Raw genomic sequence first — 18,000 nt, 5'->3', positions numbered from 1 at the left:
GCTACGCACCGCTACGTTAAACAGCAAGGAGTGAATTATGGAACATACATGGCGCTGGTACGGCCCTAACGATCCGGTATCGCTGGACGACGCCCGCCAGGCGGGAGCCACCGGTATCGTTACCGCCCTGCACCATATTCCCAACGGCGAAATCTGGACCGTCGAGGAAATCAAGAAACGCCAGGCCATCCTGGCGGAAAAAGGACTGGTATGGTCGGTGGTGGAAAGCGTCCCGGTGCATGAGGATATCAAGACCCACACCGGCAATTACCGCCAGTATATCGCCAATTACCAGCAGTCCCTGCGCAACCTGGGCGCCTGCGGCATCGACACCGTTTGCTACAACTTTATGCCGATACTGGACTGGACCCGCACCGATCTGGCCTACCCGATGCCCGACGGATCCCGGGCGCTGCGCTTCGACGCTATCGCCTTCGCGGCATTTGAACTGCATATCCTCAAGCGTCCGGGCGCCAAAGAGGACTATAACGCCGATGAGCAGCGCCAGGCGGCGGAGTATTTTGCCGCCATGAGCCAGGAACAAATCGACCAGCTGACCGCCAATATCATCGCCGGCCTGCCGGGCGCCGAGGAAGGCTACACGCTGGAACAGTTCCTGGCGCAGCTGGCGCGCTACGACGGCATCGATAAAGCCAAACTGCGCGAACATATGGCCGAATTCCTCAAGGCCATCGTGCCGGCGGCGCAGGAATCCGGCATCGTGATGGCGGTACACCCGGACGATCCGCCGCGTCCGATCCTCGGCCTGCCGCGCATTGTCTCCACCATCGAGGATATGCAATGGCTGAAAGAGACCGTCGACAGCATCAATAACGGCTTTTGCATGTGCACCGGTTCCTACGGCGTGCGCGCCGATAACGATCTGGTTAAGATGGCCGAAACCTTTGCCGACCGCATCCATTTTGCCCACCTGCGCGCCACCCGCCGGGAGGAAAACCCGAAAAGCTTCCACGAGGCCGATCACCTGGACGGCGACGTGGATATGGTAGGCGTGGTTAAAGTCATCCTGGCCGAAGAGCAGCGCCGGCGCAAACAGGGCAATACCCGCGCCATTCCCATGCGCCCGGACCATGGCCACCAGATGCTGGATGATTTAAAGAAAAAAACCAATCCCGGTTATTCGGCTATCGGACGGCTGCGCGGATTGGCGGAAGTGCGTGGCGTCGAGCTGGCGCTTAAGCAGACTTTTTTTAACGACTAAGGCGTATCACCGCTGAATGCCGCCCGTTCCCGACCGGGGGCGGGCGCTCTCCGTTCCACACGCCTCACGCGTCCAGCACGAGCTGGCGAATGGCCACCGCCACGCCGTCTTCCCAATTGGTTTTAGTGACAAACTGGCTGGCCGCCTTGATCTCGTCGATGGCATTGCCCATGGCGACGCCGGTGCCGGCGTAGTTAATCATCGCCAGGTCGTTGGCCTGATCGCCAATGGTCATGACCTCGTCCGCCGTCAGGTGCAGATGTTCCGCCAGCGCTTTAACGCCCTCGCCTTTATTAGCCTGTTTATTCAGCAATTCCAGATAGTATTCGGCGCTTTTCATAATGGTGTAGCGCTCATAAGCCTGCGCGGGAATGTGGCTAATCGCACGGTCCAGGATGGCCGGCGGGTCAATCATCATCACCTTCGGAAAGCGCATGGTGGGGTCCATTTCATCCACGCGGCGGAATTTAAACGGCATACCGGTTAGATAGGCTTCATGAACGGTATAAGGGCTGATATCCCGATTAGCGGTATAGAGGGTATCGAAGTCCAGCGCGTGAAAATGGACGTTCAGTTGTCGCGACAGCGCCTCCAGATAGCGGTAATCGTTGATATCGAGCGTGGTCTGCGATATGCATTCACCGTTTACCGTTTTCTGCACCAGGGCGCCGTTATTGGTGATGCAGTATTGTCCTTCGCCAAGCAGATTCAACTCCAGCAGATAGCGCTGCACCCCGATAAAAGGCCGGCCGGTGGCCAGCGCCACATAAACGCCTTTCTTTCGCGCCGCGTCTATGGCCTGCCTGACCGCCGGGGTGATCTCATGCTGCGGGTTCAGCAGCGTCCCGTCCATATCAATTGCTATCAGTTTTATCGCCATCTTATCCTCGTTATATAATATCATCACGACCTGAACACCGCCGTGGCGTACCGCTTTCAGATTAGCGCGCTAACGATATAATAATAGCTCAATTTGATGTTATAAAAATAGCAATTTATCACGCCGAATGCTGCGGGTTAAAGAATTCTCCGGCGCGTGGCATCTATATTCGGGGGTTCATTGCCGTGGATTTTTGATTGCTCGCATATCCTAACGCCCATTTGCGGCTATTCATTGCGACAGAATGGCTTTTTAATATTACCTCGATATCTTTGCGTTGGTTTTTTACCGCCAACCCTAAGGCTGTAAAGCCATTTTTTTCGGCGATATGTATATCAATTTCCTCACAGTCTAATAAATTCAACACCATTTTTGTTTCTCCCTTAACCACAGCCTGCATCAGGGCGGTAACGCCGAAGTTATTTTTACAATTTATAATAACATCAAGTTTATCCTTCACATAATCGTACGCATTATCGTCATTATGGCAGACGGCGGCATGAAGAAAGGTATTGCCATTTTTATCTTTATTAAGAGGATTTACCTTTCCATTAATGAAATACCATTTATACAACGCAAAAATATTTTCTTCCATAAAATCATTTAAAACACTGTAACGATCGCCGCACCAGTCTAAACAAAAATTATTGAGCAGCAATTCCGACGGTGTATTGATAATAGCAAAGCGGAGTAGATCGTCGTCTAAAACGCCTTGAACCTTTTCCGAACACAATGCCACCAGGGTTAACGGCCCTCTAAAGACACTTTCGTACTCCACCCAAAAAAAACCATTAAATGATTTTACAATAATTCTACCAAAAATAAGAACATGCTTAATATGAAATACAATCTCTTTATTATTTTCCGCCGCCAATGCTTCCGCTAAAGCGCCATAAATAGCATCGGCATCCTTAAGTAAGAAGGGCCGATTGTTATCCACATTGCGCGCCAGGACAGTGTTGAGATCGACCGGCGGGCTCGATAATTGCGCAAATTTTTCCACCGCCTGATGACCGCGCTCGCTAAAATACCGCATCCCTTCAATGTCCAGGTGATGCCCCGGCTCATTAAGGATCTTCTCTATCCTATGGCGTATCATGTTGCCAATGTCTTTAATAACACTGACAATATCTACTGCCCGGTTAAGTTGTTCAAGCAAAGGCAAGAAATAAGGCTCCGTCTCGGATAGTATATACTTGCCGACAGTGTTATTTTTATATAAATATTGATATAACCAATTAGCTTTTGTCAAATGACCTTTGTACGCATTAATGTATTGCTTCCTTTTGCCATCATCAAAATATTGATGATGGCATGCGACATGTTGTGCCAGCATGGCGTTAATGATGTCGCACCTTCTGGTGTATACATGCCCGCTAACCGCTTTAAAGCCATCAATCGCCGAATCCGCAAGTAAGATGGCGGTCAAAACTTCCCCTACGTTTTTTTTCAAACTTTTGAAAATATCGCCAAACGAGTCTTTAATATGAACGTTTGCAATAGAAAAACAATTGGAATTTAACTGTCTAAAACTATGCAAACATTGGTTAAGATTGATGTACAGAAGCCTTTTTGATTCAGCACTGAAATTTTCATAATGATTTAATTTTTCGCAAAAACTGATGATATCTGTACGGAATTGATCATGGCACTCCAGAAGTTCCGCAATAGCGATTAAATCATTCTCTGTTTGCTTAATATAGTGTTTGAACGCGTCGCTCTTTTCAAAATTCTCATAACTGCCGTATTTTTCCGCCGTATAAATTATTCTTTCCATCGGGTGATTCTGTTCCATGGCTGAGTGTTCAGAGGCGGAAGGGGGGTAATAAACAGACGCTGTTATAACCTGCATAAGCTCTCCTGATGAGACATTTTAAATTAAACGGAAACGAAACAAATGATGCATTTTTAATTAATTTGACACGGTTAGACTGGTTGGAGATAAACGCAGATCTTACCCGTTTCATTATGATGTGCGTTACTAATAGTAAATACAAGATGTGATAGAACCCCAGATTGTTTCTTTTAAGGTTGTTGTTATATTATTTATTCTTTAATGCCCAGACAAAAAACAACCGCAGCATATAACGGATGCCAAAAAAAAACCCGTGCAGCCAAAGGCGCACGGGCATTTTATCTTTAGCATAATATCAGATATCGATATTGGCCGCCTTCAGGGCATTCTCTTCAATAAAGGCGCGGCGTGGTTCCACCGCGTCGCCCATCAGCGTGGTAAACAGCAGGTCGGCGGCAATGGCGTCCTTGACCGTGACACGCAGCATACGGCGGCTTTCCGGGTCCATGGTGGTCTCCCACAATTGCTCCGGGTTCATTTCCCCCAGGCCTTTATAGCGCTGGATAGCCAGCCCGCGACGGGATTCCTTCACCAGCCACTCCAGCGCCTGCTCAAAGGTGGTCACCGTCAAACGGCGTTCGCCGCGTTCCACAAAGGCGTCTTCTTCCACCAGGCCGCGCAGTTTTTCACCCAGGGTGCAGAGCTTGCGGTATTCGCCGCCATGGACAAATTCAAAATCAAGCACATAGTCGGTATCGACGCCATGGGTACGGATGCGCAGCACCGCCTCATACTGCTGACGCTCGCGGTTTTCACGAACTTCAAAACTGTAGTTGCTGCCGTGCTTTTCGTTCTGGTTCAAATCCGCCACCAGCGCGGCAATCCAGGCGGTCACGCGGTCCCGGTCGGCCAGATCCGCTTCATTGAGCGAAGGCTGGTAAATCAGGTGATTGAGCAGCGCGCGCGGGTAGCGGCGTTCCATGCGGCCAATCATTTTCTGTACCGCATAGTGTTCGGCCACCAGGCTTTCCAGCGGCGCGCCGGCCAGCGACGGAGCGTGCTCGTTGGTATGCAGGGCCGCGCCGTCCATCGCTAGGGCAATCTGGTATTGGTCCATGGCGTCATCGTCCTTGATGTACTGTTCCTGCTTGCCTTTTTTCACCTTATACAACGGCGGCTGGGCAATGAACACATGGCCGCGCTCGATGATTTCCGGCATCTGACGATAGAAGAACGTCAGCAGCAGGGTACGGATATGGGAACCGTCGACGTCGGCATCGGTCATGATGATGATATTGTGATAGCGCAGTTTATCGGGATTATATTCATCCCGGCCGATGCCGCAGCCCAGCGCGGTAATCAGCGTGGCCACCTCCTGGGAGGAGAGCATTTTGTCAAAGCGCGCTTTCTCGACGTTGAGGATCTTGCCCTTCAGCGGCAAAATCGCCTGGTTTTTACGGTTACGGCCCTGCTTGGCGGATCCGCCGGCCGAGTCCCCTTCCACCAGGTACAGTTCTGATAAGGCCGGATCGCGTTCCTGGCAATCCGCCAGCTTGCCCGGCAGGCCCGCCAGGTCAAGCGCGCCTTTGCGGCGGGTCATTTCACGCGCTTTGCGGGCTGCTTCACGGGCGCGCGCGGCGTCGATGATCTTGCCCACCACGATTTTGGCGTCGGTGGGGTTTTCCAGCAAATAGGCCACCAGACGCTCGTTCATCTGGGTTTCCACCGCGGTTTTCACTTCCGACGACACCAGTTTGTCCTTGGTCTGGGAAGAGAACTTAGGATCGGGCACTTTCACCGATACCACGGCAATCAGGCCTTCGCGGGCGTCGTCGCCGGTGGCGCTGACCTTGGCCTTTTTGCTGTAGCCTTCTTTATCCATGTACGAATTCAGGGTACGGGTCATGGCGGCGCGAAAGCCGACCAGATGGGTACCGCCGTCACGCTGCGGGATATTGTTGGTAAAGCAATAAATGTTTTCCTGGAAACCATCGTTCCACTGCAGCGCGATTTCCACGCCGATACCGTCTTTTTCCGTGGAGAAATAAAACACGGTGGGATGGATCGGGTTTTTATTCTTGCTCAGGTATTCCACAAACGCCTTGATGCCGCCCTGGTAGTGGAAGTGATCTTCTTTATCGTTACGCTTGTCCTTCAGGCGGATGGACACGCCGGAGTTCAGGAAGGACAGCTCGCGCAGGCGCTTGGCCAGGATTTCATATTGAAATTCTACGTTATTGGTAAAGGTAGCGAAGCTCGGCCAGAAGCGGATGGTGGTGCCGGTCTGGTCGGTTTCACCGACCACCGCCAGCGGCGCCTGCGGAATCCCGCCCAGGTAGGTCTGCTCATGGACGCGGCCTTCGCGCCGGACCACCAGTTCCAGCTTTTCCGACAGGGCATTGACGACGGAAATACCCACGCCGTGCAATCCACCCGACACTTTATACGAGTTATCATCGAACTTACCGCCGGCATGCAGTACGGTCATGATCACTTCTGCGGCGGAAATGCCTTCTTCTTCATGGATGCCGGTGGGGATCCCACGCCCGTCATCCTGGACCGATACGGAGTTATCTTCGTGGATTGTAACCACGATTTCTTTACAATGGCCGGCGAGGGCTTCGTCAATTGAGTTATCCACAACCTCGAATACCATATGGTGCAGACCGGTGCCGTCATCCGTATCACCGATGTACATCCCTGGGCGTTTACGCACCGCGTCCAGTCCTTTGAGTACTTTGATACTTGAGGAGTCATAAGAATTCGACATCAACGTTTCTCGCTCATTTTAAACTTCGGATTGAATACGTATTTTACCTTGTTCCACCTGGAACATCCTGCCCTTTTCGTCCGTAATATCACGGATTTGTTCAGCGCTCAGCGCGCTGACAAACACCTGTGCCCGGGTGGCTTTCAGGCGCTCCGCCAGTAACCGGCGCCGGCCGGTATCCAGCTCGGAAGCGAAGTCGTCTATCAGGTAGAGACACCGCCGCCCGCTCTGGCGGGTGAGAAATTCGCCCTGCGCCAAACGCAGGGCGCACATCAATAATTTAAGCTGCCCGCGCGAGAGGATATCCTCCACCGGCACCCCGTCGGCGCGAATGCGAAAGTCCGCTTTATGCGGGCCGGATGCAGTATAGGTCAAGGCCCGATCGCGCTCAAACTGGCGCTCCAGCAGCTCGCCGTAATCGCTCTCGCGATCCCATCCGCGCTGGAAGCTGAAATCCAGCTGGAACTCCGGCAAAAACTGGGCGCAGGTGGCGGTGATATCCACCGCTATCGCCGCGCTGTAGTCGGCGCGCCATTGGCTAATCCTGGCGGTCAGGGGTACCAGTTCCTGATCCCAGGCGCGCAGCTGCGCGTACCGGCTGACCTGGCGCAGCGCCGCATTCCGCTGCCGGAGCAGGCGCTTGAGGTTGCTCCAGGCATTGAAAAAATCGGGATCGTGATGAAAGCACCCCCAGTCCATAAAGGCGCGACGGTATTTCGGCCCCCCGTTAAGCAGGGTGAATCCTTCGGGAGTAATCAGCTGCATCGGCAGCAGTTGGGCCAGTTCGGCGATTTTATGGCCGTCGCTGCCGTCGATGCGCACCCGGCTGTCGCCCTGGCGGCTTTTACTTAAGCCCACCGAGGATTGGCGGTCGTCCGCCGTATTGCCGTCAATGCGGCCATGGAGGGTAAATTCCGGCTGCTCATGGCGGATAACGCGCCCAATCTGCAAACTGCGGAACGCCCGGCCGTGCCCGAGGGTGTAAATGGCTTCCAGCACGCTGGTCTTCCCGCTGCCGTTGGCGCCGACCAGAAAATTAAAATCGGCCGCCAGGGCCAGATCGGCGGACTCGATATTACGAAAATCACGGATAAGCAGGCGGGACAAGGCCATTTAACACACTACCTTACCACATCTCTAGAGACGCATCGGCATAACAACATACGCTGCCGCCTGGCTGGCGCAGTCTTCGATCTGCACGCTGGACACCCCATCGGTAAGCAATAAACGGACGTTTTCGCTTTTCAGGGCGTTAAGCACATCCAGTACGTAGCTGACGTTAAAACCAATTTCCATCTCGGTTCCCTGGTAAACAACGTCCAGGATTTCCTCGGCTTCTTCCTGTTCGGGATTGTTGGCGGTAATCTTCAGTTGATCGGTGCTGAGGTACAGCCGCACGCCGCGGAATTTTTCGTTGGAGAGAATGGCGGCGCGGGCGAAGGCCTGCTTAAGCACATCGCAGCCCGCTTCCAGGGTTTTGTCGGGATTTTTCGGCAATACGCGGCGATAATCCGGGAAACGTCCGTCGACCAGCTTGGAGGTAAAGATATAATCACCGACGCTGGCGCGAATATTGTTGGTGCCTATCTGCAGTTTCAGCGGCGTCTCGCCGCCGTCCAGCATCCTGACCAGCTCCATGACCCCTTTACGCGGCACGATCACCGAATGGGTGGGCAACTGCTGGCCCACCGGCATCGAACACACCGCCAGGCGATGGCCGTCGGTGGCCACGGTACGCAACTCTTCGCCTTCGGTTTCAAACAGCATGCCGTTGAGGTAATAGCGCACATCCTGATGGGCCATGGAAAACTGGGTCGATTCAATCAGGCGCTTAAGCGTGGACTGGGGCAGGGTGAATTCGACATCGCTCTGCCAGTCGTCCAGATTGGGAAAATCGGTCGCCGGCAGGGTCGACAGCGAAAAACGGCTGCGCCCGGAGCGGATCAACATGCGATCGCTTTCCAATATCACCGTGATCTCCGCCCCATCGGGCAAGCCGCGGCAGATATCAAAAAATTTCCGTGCCGGCACGGTGGTCGCCCCCGGCTCATGGGGCTGGGACAGGGCCACTTTCGCCACCATCTCCATTTCCAGGTCGGTGCCGGTCAGCAACAGGCTGTCTTCGGCGACCTGCAATAACAAATTGCCCAGGATCGGCAGGGTGGGACGGCCGCCCAGCGGGCTGCTGACCTGTTGCAGTGGTTTAAGCAGATGCTCTCGTTCAACGATAAATTTCATAGTTTAGGAAGATAATGTTCTGATTAAGTTGGAGTAATCTTCTTTGATATCGTGGCTCTCTTCACGCAGCTGCTCGATTTTCCGGCAGGCATGCAGCACCGTCGTATGATCGCGTCCGCCGAACGCGTCGCCGATTTCCGGCAGGCTATGGTTGGTCAGTTCTTTCGACAGCGCCATCGCCATCTGCCGCGGACGCGCCACGGAGCGGGATCGCCGCTTCGACAGCAGATCGGCCACCTTGATTTTATAATATTCCGCCACGGTTTTCTGGATATTATCGATGGTGACCAGTTTTTCCTGCAGCGCCAGCAGATCGCGCAACGCCTCGCGCACAAAATCGATGGTAATGGCGCGGCCGGTAAAGTTGGCGTTGGCGATCACCCGGTTCAGCGCGCCCTCCAGCTCACGCACATTGGAGCGTAGCCGTTTGGCGATAAAAAAAGCCACTTCCCCCGGCAGGCGGATATCGTTCTCGTCGGCTTTTTTCATCAGGATCGCCACGCGGGTCTCCAGCTCCGGCGGTTCGATCGCGACCGTCAGACCCCAACCGAAACGTGATTTCAGACGATCCTCCACCCCGTTGATCTCCTTGGGATAACGATCGGAGGTCAGGATGATTTGCTGATTACCTTCCAAAAGCGCATTAAAGGTATGGAAAAACTCTTCCTGCGAACGCTCTTTATTGGCGAAAAACTGGATATCATCGATCAGCAGGGCATCGACGGAGCGATAGTAGCGTTTAAATTCTTCAATGGCGTTGTTCTGCAGGGCCTTCACCATATCCTGCACAAAACGCTCGGAATGCATATACACCACCCGGGCATTGGCCTTACGCGCCATGATGCCGTTGCCCACCGCCTGCAGCAGATGGGTCTTGCCCAGGCCGGTACCGCCGTACAAAAACAGCGGGTTATACGCGCCGCCGGGATTGTCCGCCACCTGCCGCGCCGCCGCGCGCGCCAGCTGGTTGGATTTACCCTCGACGAAATTATCAAAATTATGTTTCGGATTTAAATTTGAACGGTAGGACAATTCAGGCTGCACCGGCGAGCTGTCCCAGCTTGGCCGCGCGGGCCTGGGACGGGACGCCTGCACCGGCGCCTCGCTGGCATGGCTGACCGGCTGCTGATGGGCCACCACCACCGATAACGGCGGCTTGCTGCCGACTTCAAAACGCAGCAAAGGCGCATCGGTGCCGCAAAAATCGTTTAACAACCCATTGATATTATTCAGATATTTATCGCGCACCCAATCCAGGACAAAACGATTCGGAGCATATAGCGCCAGCGTGTTGTCGTTGAGCTCCGCCTGCAAAGGGCGAATCCACATACTGAATTCTGTGGCAGGTAATTCATCCTGTAGTCGGGCAAGGCATTGCTGCCAAAGCGAAAGTGACACGGCGGACTCCAATCGAACAAGATCAACAAAAGAAAAGAAACACAACTGTATGATTCAGGATCATCTTTTTGACACCGGCTACCGCGATGGCAGCCCGCGAACCGCCTTTAACGGTTTACCGCGACGAAATCCCCGGAGGATCCCCGTCAGGGACTGCGGATCATAACGCAAAGCGCGTCCAAGATCCTCCTCTTCTACACAGTTTTGATCCTTTTTATCCACAGGCTCCCAGGGGCGCGAAAGAGTGTAACCGATTCTCCATTCGCTGGATAAAATGTAACTCTTATATCAGTGAAATTAAGCATAGTCTGATTTTCGACCACTGCCCGCCGCCGCGGGATCCTAATAATAATGCGCTTGATCCCGGCAGATCCTTGCGCTTTGCCCCGGAACCCGTATAATTCTCAGCCCTACGCGTGACACCTGGTCAGCTTGTCTGGTTAAGTTTGATTTTCAGACGGGGTTGCCGGGATGGACACGGGTATCCAGGTGGGTAAAACGTGATGAGAATTGACTCAGGACTGTACAATTATTACAATCCCCGCCTCTTTGTCCTTTGATGCGATTGAGGCGTCGGTCTTTTTCACGCCGAGTAGCCAAACGCGTTTACTGTGAAGTCACACATTTGTTAGGTATAAATCGCTATGAAACGCACTTTCCAACCGTCCGTCTTGAAACGCAACCGTACCCACGGTTTCCGTACTCGTATGGCAACGAAGAATGGTCGTCTGGTTTTGGCACGTCGTCGTGCTAAAGGCCGTACACGTCTGTCCGTATCTTCTAAGTAATAAAGCTAACCCCCCCGGTGGTTAAGCTAGCATTTCCCAGGGAGTTACGGTTGTTAACTCCCAATCATTTTACTTTCGTCTTCCAGCAGCCACAACGGGCCGGCACGCCGCAAATCACCATCCTCGGCCGCCTGAATACGCTGGGGCATCCCCGCGTCGGTCTGACGGTCGCCAAAAAACATGTCAAACGGGCCCATGAACGCAACCGGATCAAGCGGCTTACCCGCGAAAGTTTCCGGACGCACCAGCACGCCCTGCCCGCCATGGATTTTGTCGTCATCGCCAAGAAAGGGGTGCAGGATTTGGATAACCATGCCTTGACGGAAGCGTTGGAAAAATTATGGCGCCGCCATTGTCGCCAGTCTCCTGGTTGTTAATCGGGTTGATACGCGGGTATCAACTGTTTATCAGCCCGTTGCTGGGATCTCACTGCCGGTTCCAGCCCAGTTGCTCGCAGTACGGTATTGAGGCGATACGCCGGTTCGGAATGTTAAAAGGCAGTTGGTTGACATTGAAACGCGTATTAAAATGCCATCCTTTGAACCCAGGTGGCGATGACCCCGTGCCGCCGAAAACCAACGATAACAGAGAACATTAAAGATGGATTCGCAACGCAATCTTCTTGTCATCGCTCTGCTGTTCGTGTCTTTCATGATCTGGCAGACCTGGCAGACGGACCACAATCCGCAGCAGCAGGCCGTCACGACAACGCAACAGACAGCGAACACGGCAACCGGTGACGCAGCAGTAACTCAGGGACTACCCGCCAGCGGGCAGGGGCAACTGATCAACGTGAAAACCGATGTGCTTTCACTGACCATCAATACCCGCGGCGGCGATATCGAGCAGGCCCATCTGCTGACTTATCCGGATAAACTGGGTTCCGATCAGCCGTTCCACCTGCTGGAAACCTCCCCCGAGTTTGTCTACCAGGCGCAAAGCGGCCTGACCGGCAAAAACGGCCCGGACAACCCGGCCAACGGCGAGCGCCCGCTGTATAACATCAACCAGGACACCTATGTGCTGGCCGATAACCAGGGCGAGCTGCGCGTGCCGCTGACCTACACCGGCGCCGACGGCGTGGTGTACACCAAGACCTTTATCCTGAAACGGGGCGACTACGCGGTGGGCGTCGAGTACGCTGTTAAGAACACCGGCGATAAGCCGCTTGAACTGGCCCTGTTCGGCCAGCTGAAGCAATCCGTCGATTTACCCAAGCATCGCGATACCGGCAGCAGCAACTTTGCCCTGCACACCTATCGCGGCGCGGCCTACTCGTCCAGCGACACCAAATATAAGAAATACAGCTTCAGCGATATTAAAGACGGGCCGCTGAGCATCAATACCCAGGGCGGCTGGGTAGCCATGCTGCAACAATATTTCGCCACCGCCTGGATCCCGGGCACCCAGGGCACCAATACGTTTTTTACCACCCATATGGATAACGGCCAGGCCGCGGTGGGGTTTAAATCCTCGCCGGTCACCGTTGCCCCGGGCGGTGAAAGCACCCTGGACGCCACGTTATGGGTCGGCCCCGAAATCCAGGACAAGATGGCGGCCATCGCCCCGCATCTGGATTTGACCGTGGACTACGGCTGGCTGTGGTTTATCAGCCAGCCGCTGTTTAAGCTGCTGAAGTTTATCCACAGCTATGTGGGTAACTGGGGCTTCTCGATCATCGTCATCACCTTTATCGTCCGTGGCATTATGTACCCGCTGACCAAGGCGCAGTACACCTCCATGGCGAAGATGCGCATGTTGCAGCCGAAGCTGGCGGCCATGCGCGAGAAAATCGGCGACGATAAGCAGCGCATGAGCCAGGAAATGATGGCGCTGTATAAATCCGAGAAGGTCAATCCGCTGGGCGGCTGCCTGCCGCTGGTGGTGCAGATGCCGATATTCCTGGCGCTGTACTATATGCTGATGGGCTCCATCGAGCTGCGCGGCGCGCCGTTTATCCTGTGGATACAAGACCTGTCCGCCCAAGACCCGTACTATATCCTGCCGATCCTGATGGGCATCACGATGTTCTTCATTCAGAAGATGTCGCCGACCACCGTCGCCGATCCGATGCAGCAGAAAGTGATGACCTTCATGCCGGTCATCTTTACGGTGTTCTTCCTGTGGTTCCCCTCCGGCCTGGTGCTGTACTATATCGTCAGCAACATGGTGACCATTATCCAGCAGCAGCTGATTTATCGCGGCCTGGAAAAACGCGGCCTGCACAGCCGGGACAAAAAGAAATAACCCCAGTCGGTTTTCCGGACGCTAAACCCTGCCAAGGCGGTCATCTGACCGCCTTGGTTTTTTTAAGCGCGCCAGCGGCGCGAAGAGAGAACAGTATGAGCCAAATGGATACCATCGTTGCCCAAGCGACGCCGCCCGGACGCGGCGGGGTAGGCATGCTGCGCGTTTCCGGGCCCATGGCCGCGGAGGTGGCGCGCCAGGTGCTCGGCACGTTGCCCAAGCCCCGTTATGCCGATTACCTGCCGTTTCGCGCGGTAGACGGCACCACGCTGGACCAGGGCATCGCACTGTTTTTTCCCGGCCCCCATTCCTTCACCGGCGAGGACGTGCTGGAGCTGCAGGGCCACGGCGGCCCGGTAATACTGGATATGCTGTTAAAACGCATCCTGGCCCTGCCAGGGCTGCGTATCGCCCGTCCGGGAGAGTTCTCCGAGCGCGCGTTTCTCAATGATAAGCTGGATCTGGCCCAGGCCGAGGCCATTGCCGACTTAATCGACGCCAGCTCCGAGCAGGCGGCCCGTTCGGCGGTAAACTCATTACAGGGCGTATTTTCCCAGCGCGTACATCATTTGGTGGAAGCACTTACTAACTTGCGCATCTATGTCGAAGCGGCCATCGACTTCCCGGATGAGGAAATTGATTTCCTTTCCGATGGCAAAATCGAAGGCAGCCTTAACCGCGTCATGGACGACCTGCGCCAGGTACGCTCAGAGGCCCGCCAGGGCAGCCTGCTGCGCGAGGGCATGAAGGTCGTCATCGCGGGGCGGCCCAACGCCGGCAAATCCAGCCTGCTGAACGCCCTGGCCGGGCGCGAGGCGGCTATCGTCACCGCCATCGCCGGCACTACCCGCGACGTGCTGCGCGAACATATCCTGCTCAACGGCATGCCGCTGCATATTATCGACACCGCCGGCCTGCGCGAAGCCGGCGACGAAGTGGAGCGCATCGGCATTGAACGCGCCTGGCGGGAAATCGAGCAGGCCGACCACGTATTGCTGATGGTGGACGGCGCCCGCACCGCCGTTAACGACCCAGACCAGCTGTGGCCGGAACTGATTGCCCGCCTTCCGCCGGCCATGCCGCTGACGGTAATCCGCAATAAGGCCGACCTGACCGGTGAAGCACCGGGTATCACCGAAGTAAATGGCCACTCACTTATTACCCTTTCCGCCCAGTCCGGCGATGGCGTTGATCTGCTGCGCGCGCATTTACAGCAGAGCGTGGGCTTTAACGGCAGCCTTGAGGGCGGGTTCCTGGCCAGGCGGCGGCATTTACAGGCGCTGGATATCGCTGGCGCGCATCTGGTACAGGGTAAAGAACAGTTAGTAAGTGCTTACGCGGGGGAGTTGCTGGCGGAGGAACTGCGGCTGGCGCAGCAGGCGCTCAGCGAAATTACCGGGGAATTCAGCTCGGATGATTTGCTGGGGAGGATATTTTCGAGTTTTTGTATCGGGAAGTGAGAACGGAAAGGTAATCTTGGAAAAAATAACATCTTTTGCTTTGTTGGACGCCATCATGTCAACACCCGCTATCCCTCTCAAAATCGACGACAGGCTTAAAACGCGTGTCAAAGAGTGGGCGGATGCACGCGAGAGTTTTAAGCGGGAAGCCATCGACTCTTGGCATCACTACCAGGAGAGCGGTTTGCATCTGACCGGTGATGAAATCTACGCCTGGCTGCGTGATTGGGGAACAGAAGCGGGCAAGGATAGTCCTGAATGCCACAACTCATCATCTCAGAGCGAACCGCAACCCCGTTAATTCGCCGCCGTGAGTTTATTACCCGAAAATAAACTTTTAAATCAATTGCATATACATTTTTAGCTTCTGTAAGAGGGGACGCCCACGCTATGGCGTATTTGCTGCGCGAGTTCGCTCACTGCACGTGGAAGCTGTCCTTTCGCGTGGTAAAGATTGATGGCGAACGGGGGAAGTTTGGGCAGGTTCTCGCCAAAGGGCAGGATGCTGAGATCGTTCGGAACGGTCGAGGCCAGCCACACCGTTACCGCCAAATCAGCCTGAACCGTGGCCCGTGTCGCATCAATGCTGCCGCTCTCGAACATCGTTCGCCAGGCAAGATCGCATGCGCTGAGCGCCTGCAAAACAACGGGGCGAAAAGCGCAGGTTTCCGCGACCATGGAAACCGGAAGCGGGTTCTTCAGATACGCCGCGCCGCCCTTCGCGCCGACCCAGACCAGACGATCCACCGCCAGGCATTCTCCCCCCGACGTCCCGACCGGCTCCTCGATCAGGGCGAGATCTATTGCGCCATCAGTAATGGCGGTCAACAGTTCAGGGGAAGCAAGACAAACAAGTTTGATATCCACCTGCGGATACGCTTGCGAAAAAGCCTTCAGGATCGGAGGTAGCCAGGTTCCGACCAGATCATAAGGCGCGCCAAGGCGGACGAGGCCATCTATGGGTCCTTCCGCCATCTCGGCCCACAGCTCGTCATTCAAAGTGATAAGGCGCCTTGCCTTTGCCAGGAACCGCTCTCCGTTTGAGGTCAGGCGAAGAGCTCTGTTCTGACGTATAAATAATGCGCCGGATAAGTCCTCCAGCCGGGCAATCTGCTGGCTGACCGCGCTCTGCGTAAGATGCAAAGCATTACCGGCCGCTGTCATGCTGGCGTGATCGGCGACGGCGACGAAGGTGCGAAGTAGAACGATATCGAGATTGCGAGCCATGGCATGCATTATGACTTGTAATGCATGCCATGCACAATATGAGATTCAATTATGCATGGCGCCGCGATAGAGTTCCCCAATACGTTTGAGATGCGTGGGGAGAATTGCATGTCCATCGCTGAGTTTTTGCCATTGGTTCTGTTTGTCATGGTCTCGACGATAACGCCGGGCGGCGCCACGACGTTAGCTACCGCGTCCGGCGCCCATTTTGGCTATCGCCGCTCCTTGCCATTGATGTGCGGAATCGCGGTGGGTCTTGCCGCCATGGCCGCCGGTGCCGCTGCCGGACTAGGAAGCGTTATTTTGGCGTTTCCATCTCTCCAGCTTGCCATGAAGCTCGTCGGCACCCTTTACCTGTTATGGCTCGCATGGAAAATGGCGCGCAGCGGCCCGCCACACCTGCATTCGAACATTGCCAGGCCCACGGGATTCTTCGGCGCGGTCTGGCTGGTCTGGCACAACCCGAAAGGCTGGGCGATGACCTTAGGCGCCGCCGCCTCCTTCGCCTCGCTGGCGGCCGGGCCAATTCATCTCGCCCTCACCCTCGGAGGTTCGTTCGGGCTGGCGGCGATCCTTTCCCTGTCCCTTTGGTGCATCGCCGGCTTGCTACTCGCCCGCCTGCTTCGGACAGATACGCAATGGCATGCGCTCAACGCTTTATTGGGCATTCTGCTCGCTGTGTCCATTATTCCGATGTGGCTAGAATGAATAATACTCTTCGCCTTGAGCGGCGCGGCAAAACACGAGCGGAATAACACTGTCGGTGTTATCGATGAAGAAAGAGAAAATCCACGAAAATTACAAAAAGCCGATCGAACAGCGAAAGTCAGCTATTAAATAATGGCATTATCGCATTAATTTAAAAAATAATTATCAAACATAAAGGGGCGCGTGCATAGACGTTTCATTAAAATGCGCACCTCCCCCCAAATTGATATCGGCCTCCCTCCCCCCGCAATGGCGTTTATATCCTGTATACCATAACGCCGCTACAGTACGCCGATGAAAACATTCCCCACACCCCATGATTCGTTATTCAGGCAATTTTTTAGCGATATCGGCGTCGTAACCGATTTCCTGCACATACATTTGCCCCCGGCGCTGCGGGAAATGTGCGACTTAGGGACGCTGGCCATCACCTCCGGCACCTTTATCGAGGACGACATGAGCACACAGTGCTGCGATATCCTTTACAGCCTGCGTACCACGGCGGGAGCGGGGTATATCTATTGCCTGATTGAGCATCAGTCCAGCGCCGATGAGATGATGGCGTTTCGCCTTCTGCGCTATAGCGTGGCGGCGATGCACCGCCACCTTGCCCAGGGCAATAACACGCTGCCGCTGGTGATACCGCTGTTGTTCTACCACGGGACCCGCAGCCCCTATCCCTACAGCACCCGCTGGCTGGACGGCTTTCACGACCCGGCGTTGGCGCAGGCGCTGTATTGTCAGCCGTTTCCCCTGGTGGATGTGACGGTTATCCCCGACGATGAAATCAAAACCCACCGTAAAGCGGCGTTGCTGGAGTATGTACAAAAGCATATCCGGGACAGGGATATTAACCTTCGGCTGCGGGATATCGCCTTATTGCTGGAGTTGGCGCCTCCCGGCAAAGAGCTGGTGGTATGCCTGATGCACTACCTGGCGCAAGAAGCAAATAGCCTTGACCCGGAGATTTTTTTCCGTAATCTGGGAAGAGATACGCCACGCTACAAGGAGGAGATGATGACCATCGCAGAGCACTGGGTATTGAAAGGACGACAGGAAGGACGAAATGAAGGACGCAGCGAGCGAGATAAAGAAATCGCCCGTAACATGCTGGCCATGGGCCTGGAGCGGGCCACGGTATCACAGGTTACCGGCCTGGGCGACGCGGAGCTTGATGCCCTGGCGGACGCCGGGGCATAAAAGCGACATTTCCGCCCTGGGAACATGCCGCCAGCAGTCTGCCGCTGCCTCTTGATACAACTTATCA

Annotated in this window: 16 protein-coding genes; 9 read left to right on the top strand and 7 right to left on the bottom strand. The window is 54.9% G+C overall.

Translation table 11 applies throughout. The features are described from left to right. The first annotated feature begins 37 nt into the window (after positions 1-37). Complete coding sequence (uxuA, locus tag ACL2XM_RS22195; RefSeq protein ID WP_413721711.1) at positions 38-1,222, top strand: mannonate dehydratase; 1,185 nt, start codon at positions 38-40, stop codon at positions 1,220-1,222. A 64-nt stretch (positions 1,223-1,286) separates the two neighbouring features. Here uxuA and yidA read toward each other — a convergent pair whose 3' ends face one another. The 6 genes from yidA to dnaA all read right to left on the bottom strand — a co-directional run bounded on the left by yidA (position 1,287) and on the right by dnaA (position 10,303). Next, a complete protein-coding gene (yidA, locus tag ACL2XM_RS22190) occupies positions 1,287-2,102 on the bottom strand; it encodes a sugar-phosphatase (RefSeq protein ID WP_413730992.1) in 816 nt (271 codons plus the stop codon). A gap of 163 nt (positions 2,103-2,265) precedes the next feature. Next, positions 2,266-3,954, bottom strand: coding sequence for an ankyrin repeat domain-containing protein (locus tag ACL2XM_RS22185; RefSeq protein WP_413731622.1), 1,689 nt, complete (start codon positions 3,952-3,954; stop codon positions 2,266-2,268). Between the two features lie 298 nt (positions 3,955-4,252). Next, positions 4,253-6,667, bottom strand: a complete 2,415-nt coding sequence (gyrB, locus tag ACL2XM_RS22180) for a DNA topoisomerase (ATP-hydrolyzing) subunit B (protein WP_410012937.1) — start codon at positions 6,665-6,667, stop codon at positions 4,253-4,255. 18 nt (positions 6,668-6,685) lie between these two features. Beyond that, on the bottom strand, positions 6,686-7,780 hold the full coding sequence (recF, locus tag ACL2XM_RS22175; RefSeq protein WP_410012936.1) for a DNA replication/repair protein RecF: 1,095 nt from the start codon (positions 7,778-7,780) through the stop codon (positions 6,686-6,688). A 24-nt stretch (positions 7,781-7,804) separates the two neighbouring features. Further along, complete coding sequence (gene dnaN, locus ACL2XM_RS22170; protein WP_410012935.1) at positions 7,805-8,905, bottom strand: DNA polymerase III subunit beta; 1,101 nt, start codon at positions 8,903-8,905, stop codon at positions 7,805-7,807. A gap of 3 nt (positions 8,906-8,908) precedes the next feature. After that, a complete protein-coding gene (dnaA, locus tag ACL2XM_RS22165; protein WP_410012934.1) occupies positions 8,909-10,303 on the bottom strand; it encodes a chromosomal replication initiator protein DnaA in 1,395 nt (464 codons plus the stop codon). Positions 10,304-10,947: 644 nt separating this feature from the next. Between dnaA and rpmH the strand changes: the two genes are divergently transcribed. The 6 genes from rpmH (at position 10,948) to ACL2XM_RS22135 (ending at position 15,099) form a co-directional block, all read left to right on the top strand. Continuing rightward, on the top strand, positions 10,948-11,091 hold the full coding sequence (gene rpmH, locus ACL2XM_RS22160; protein ID WP_162368595.1) for a 50S ribosomal protein L34: 144 nt from the start codon (positions 10,948-10,950) through the stop codon (positions 11,089-11,091). 17 nt (positions 11,092-11,108) lie between these two features. Continuing rightward, positions 11,109-11,468 (top strand): ribonuclease P protein component, encoded by a 360-nt coding sequence (gene rnpA / locus ACL2XM_RS22155; RefSeq protein WP_162368594.1) that lies wholly within the window; start codon positions 11,109-11,111, stop codon positions 11,466-11,468. Then, on the top strand, positions 11,432-11,689 hold the full coding sequence (yidD, locus tag ACL2XM_RS22150) for a membrane protein insertion efficiency factor YidD (RefSeq protein ID WP_410012933.1): 258 nt from the start codon (positions 11,432-11,434) through the stop codon (positions 11,687-11,689). Before rnpA ends, yidD begins: the two co-directional genes overlap by 37 nt. Before the next feature lie 2 nt (positions 11,690-11,691). Next, positions 11,692-13,338 (top strand): membrane protein insertase YidC, encoded by a 1,647-nt coding sequence (yidC, locus tag ACL2XM_RS22145; protein ID WP_410012932.1) that lies wholly within the window; start codon positions 11,692-11,694, stop codon positions 13,336-13,338. A 95-nt stretch (positions 13,339-13,433) separates the two neighbouring features. Next, a complete protein-coding gene (gene mnmE, locus ACL2XM_RS22140; protein WP_413721714.1) occupies positions 13,434-14,798 on the top strand; it encodes a tRNA uridine-5-carboxymethylaminomethyl(34) synthesis GTPase MnmE in 1,365 nt (454 codons plus the stop codon). A gap of 16 nt (positions 14,799-14,814) precedes the next feature. Further along, complete coding sequence (locus tag ACL2XM_RS22135; RefSeq protein WP_413729203.1) at positions 14,815-15,099, top strand: CopG family transcriptional regulator; 285 nt, start codon at positions 14,815-14,817, stop codon at positions 15,097-15,099. Between the two features lie 59 nt (positions 15,100-15,158). On the opposite strand, the gene ACL2XM_RS22130 is transcribed toward ACL2XM_RS22135, so the two are convergent. Then, positions 15,159-16,025, bottom strand: coding sequence for a LysR substrate-binding domain-containing protein (locus ACL2XM_RS22130; protein WP_410012929.1), 867 nt, complete (start codon positions 16,023-16,025; stop codon positions 15,159-15,161). A gap of 108 nt (positions 16,026-16,133) precedes the next feature. Between ACL2XM_RS22130 and ACL2XM_RS22125 the strand changes: the two genes are divergently transcribed. Beyond that, entirely contained in the window at positions 16,134-16,733 is a 600-nt protein-coding gene (locus ACL2XM_RS22125) for a LysE family translocator (protein WP_410012928.1), read from the top strand. Positions 16,734-17,027: 294 nt separating this feature from the next. After that, the gene (locus ACL2XM_RS22120; protein ID WP_413729202.1) at positions 17,028-17,933 is read left to right on the top strand and encodes an Rpn family recombination-promoting nuclease/putative transposase; all 906 of its coding nucleotides are present in this window, start codon (positions 17,028-17,030) and stop codon (positions 17,931-17,933) included. Positions 17,934-18,000 lie beyond the last annotated feature (67 nt).

It is taken from the genome of Sodalis sp. RH20 (assembly GCF_047324205.1).
GTDB lineage: Bacteria > Pseudomonadota > Gammaproteobacteria > Enterobacterales > Enterobacteriaceae > Acerihabitans.
Note: the sequence above shows the minus strand (reverse complement) of the source record. Positions and strands in the feature narration are given on the sequence as shown.